This window comes from Arthrobacter sp. efr-133-TYG-118 (genome assembly GCF_030209755.1).
Lineage (GTDB): Bacteria > Actinomycetota > Actinomycetes > Actinomycetales > Micrococcaceae > Arthrobacter.
In genome coordinates this window covers 1-3671 of sequence record NZ_JARVRH010000047.1, presented here as the reverse complement: position 1 = coordinate 3671, position 3671 = coordinate 1, and the positions used below count along the sequence as shown (strand labels likewise).

Genomic DNA, 3671 nt, shown 5'->3' with positions numbered 1-3671 from the left:
ACACACCCGGCACCACCCACACCCACAACAGGCACAGACTCGCTCCGGAGCAACTAAACAAACTTACCCGAACCATCACCGCTTAGCAAATTAGTATTTCGACCAATTTCAGGGCAACAATTCGAATTCCCCTCGAATTGCGGCGCACAAAGCACCAGCCGTTCCAGGCTCAATTCGAAGGGGTGGCCACCCGTGGTTCCCAGCTCTAGGCTGTCTCCCTCGCGGCGACTTAGAAGACATTACACGGCTTCAGTACACCGCGCAAATCCAGCATTGACGCCCCGCTATTCCCCTGCAGGTTCAGCGGTTCGAAACCGTATTCGTCGAGCTGGCCGACAGTGCCGGATAGGTGCGCCGCGGCGACGTCGACGGCGGAACGCGGGTTCCGCCGTCGGGCCCCGCCTAACGGAAGGCCGCGATACCGCTGAGCTTGCTACCCAAGATGAGGGTATGGACTTCGTCGGTGCCTTCATAGGTGCGAACGGATTCCAAGTTGTGAGCGTGCCGCAAGGGTGAGAGGTCCAGCGTGATTCCATTGCCGCCGAGGATCGTCCTGGCTTCGCGCGCAATCTTGATGGCTTCGCGGCAGTTGTTAAGTTTGCCGACCGAGATCTGGTCCGATTGCAACGTGCCCGCGTCCTTCTTGCGCCCGAGGTGCAGGGCGAGGAGGAATCCCTTGTTGATCTCCAGAGCCATGTCAACCAACTTCTGCTGGGTCAGCTGGTAACCGGCCAGCGGTCTGCCAAACTGCAGGCGTCCCTTGGAGTAGTCGAGGGCTGCCTCGAACGCATCGCGGGCGGCGCCCATGGCGCCCCAGATGATTCCGTAGCGCGCCTCGTTCAGGCAGGAGAAGGGGCCTTTGAGCCCGACGACGTTCGGCAGCACCGCACTCTCGGGTAGTCGCAGACTCGACAATTCGATGTCGCATTGGATGGAGGCTCGCATGGACAGTTTCGGCTCAATCGGCGTAGCCGTGAATCCAGAGGTCTCGGTAGGGACTACGAAGCCGCGGACACCACCGTCGGTCTGGGCCCAGATAATGGCGACTTTGGCTACCGACGCCAGGCCGATCCAGCGTTTTGACCCGTTGAGGATCCAGTCGCCTCCGTCGCGGTGCGCAAAGGTAGTCATGCCACCCGGATCCGATCCCGCCGTGGGTTCCGTTAGTCCGAAGCAGCCGATCACTTCGCCCGCGGCCATCGCCGGCAGCCATTCGGCTTTCTGTTCATCCGAACCGTGCTTGTAGATCGCGCTCATCGCCAATGAGCCCTGCACCGAGACGAAAGTGCGCAACCCGGAGTCGCCAGCCTCAAGTTCCGCTCCGGCGAGGCCGTACTCGACGGCGGATCGGCCGGCGCATCCGTAGCCTTTCAGATGCATTCCGAGTAGGCCCATTTTGGCCAGTTCGGGTACAAGTTCCAGCGGGAAAATGGCTTTTTCATACCAGGTTGCGATGTGTGGCTTGATTTCGCTATCCACGAAGGCGCGCACCGAATCGCGCAACGCACGTTCATCCGCGCTCAGGAGGGAATCAAAATCAATCAGATCGCTGATATCGGACATTTATGCGCCTTTCAAGGAAGTGTTTGAGGATTAGAAGGTGCACCCTTGGTGCTCACCAAGGGCCGGGGGAACCTGCCGGTAGTTCGGTGCTGCTGCGGACAGCCGGATAGGGTTGGCAAGCTGCCGGGACTCCCGGCCTGTTGCGGGATCAGTGACAACGATTGACGGCTCCAGCCCCAGACTCTCAGCGAGTTCGAAGGCCTCGCCGACGCTGTTGACCCTGCCCGCAGGAACACCTGCAGCGAGCAATTTCCGTTGCCAACTCGCAGCAGTGTCAGCATGGAGAGCGGCCTCGATCACAATCCGAAGCTCCTCACGGGAGGCTACTCTGCGTTCGTTAGTGAGGAATCTCGCTTGCTCGGGCAAACCCCTGAGCCCCAGAACTGACGCCAGCGCCGCAAACTGCCGGTCGTTGCCGACCGCGATGGCGAGCGTGCCGCGGCCAGTGCGGAATGTCTCATAGGGGGCGATGCTGGGGTGGGCATTGCCGAGCCTGCCAGGCGAATTGCCCGTGGCCAAGGCGGCCGCGCCCTGATTCACAAGGGCTGCAAGGAGTGAGGAGAGGAGGTTGACCTGCACCTGTTGGCCGGTCCCCGTAGCGTCGCGCAGCCGCAGCGCCATCAGGATCCCCGCTACGGCATTCTGACCAGTGAGGACGTCGACTAGGGCAACCCCGACCTTGCTGGGTTCTCCTTCCGGGTGGCCAGTGATGCTCATCAGACCGCCAAGCGCCTGCACTAGCAGGTCATAGCCTGGCAGATCTGCGCCGGCGCCGGCCCCGAAGCCCGAGATTGAACAATAGACGATGTCCGGCCGGCTCTCGGAAACGGTCTGATAATCCAGACCGAATTTCGCCATGACGCCAGGACGGAAGTTTTCGATGACGACGTCGCAGCCGGCCACGAGGGCGCGGGCATAGCTCAACCCCTCATCGGACTTGAGATCGGCGACAACGGATTTCTTGTTCCGGTTGACGCTTGCAAAATAGGTGCCGGTCCCATTGGCTTCCACAGGCGGGATCCACGCCCGGGTATCGTCCCCGGCAGGACCTTCGATCTTGATGACCTCGGCACCGTAGTCGGCCAACATCATGGAGCACAACGGACCCGCAAGAACCCGCGAAAAGTCCGCGATCCGTATACCAGCCAAAGGCTGCGGCAGACCGCGTGGGCTACCCACTGTGGACGTCACGACACATCTCCTTCGATGGTTGTATGTTGCATGCAACTGTAGGGGAATGTCTCCGGCGTGTAAACAATTCTTCGTCGTATCGGAGTCAGCCCCGGAATTGCGTCAGTTGATCCAGCTTCGCCAGATACGCATCGGCGGACAGTCCAGGCGTCTTCGCGCAAACACCTGTAATGAGAAGCCGGGCAGTGCGGGTGACATGTTCGCGAACCGCCGTCGATGCAGCTTGACGGTCCCGTCGCTCCAACGCTTCGAGAATGCCTCGACGGTCGTCGGCCAAGTCCTGGCTGCTTCGGATCGAAGGGATCGTCACCAACCCTTGCGCAAGAACGAGATTGCGGAGTTCTCCATCCAGCGCCATCAGCCGGGGATTGCCCGCCAAGCCCATGAGAAACAAGTGGAATTCCTTGTCCGCCTGCAGGGTGCCGGGACCATCATCGCCGGCTGCGGCGTCCAGTATGCGCCCGTGCAGCACCCGGAAATGCTCAAGGTCATCCTTGGTGACAACCTCGGCGGCCCGAGCCGCTGCCGGGGGCTCAAGAAGAATTCGGATCTGGAAGATCTGCACAATCTCATCAAGTGAAATCTGCAGCACCCGGACACCGCGGTTCTTCTCGATCCGGACAATGCCCTCCTTTTCGAGCAGCTGCAGGGCCTCACGTACCGGCGTCCTGGACACCCCGAGTCTCTCGGCTAGCCCGATCGCGGAATAGTGCTCCCCTGGCGTCATCTCTCCGGAGGTGATTGCCGCCCGCAGCATGTCTGTGGCCTGCGCTGTCAGCGACACTCCGGGAGTAACCTGTTGCATGCTACTCATCCTGACATTGTACGGGTCGACGCGAACCTGTATCTCGGAGGGGTCGATAGGTGAGCGGGGGTGTGGGATTTCCGGGTCATAGGTGAGCGGGCGTCCGCCGACA

General features: G+C 61.0%; 3 protein-coding genes. All 3 read right to left on the bottom strand.

Features of this window, described 5'->3' with window-relative positions; all coding sequences use genetic code 11:
• Nucleotides 1-402: 402 nt before the first annotated feature.
• Nucleotides 403-1563, bottom strand: a complete 1161-nt coding sequence (locus tag QRN59_RS24295; RefSeq protein WP_284984987.1) for an acyl-CoA dehydrogenase family protein — start codon at nucleotides 1561-1563, stop codon at nucleotides 403-405.
• Nucleotides 1564-1593: 30 nt separating this feature from the next.
• Nucleotides 1594-2754 (bottom strand): CaiB/BaiF CoA transferase family protein, encoded by a 1161-nt coding sequence (locus QRN59_RS24290; RefSeq protein ID WP_284984986.1) that lies wholly within the window; start codon nucleotides 2752-2754, stop codon nucleotides 1594-1596.
• Nucleotides 2755-2839: 85 nt separating this feature from the next.
• The gene (locus QRN59_RS24285; RefSeq protein ID WP_284984985.1) at nucleotides 2840-3568 is read right to left on the bottom strand and encodes a GntR family transcriptional regulator; all 729 of its coding nucleotides are present in this window, start codon (nucleotides 3566-3568) and stop codon (nucleotides 2840-2842) included.
• Nucleotides 3569-3671: the final 103 nt, after the last annotated feature.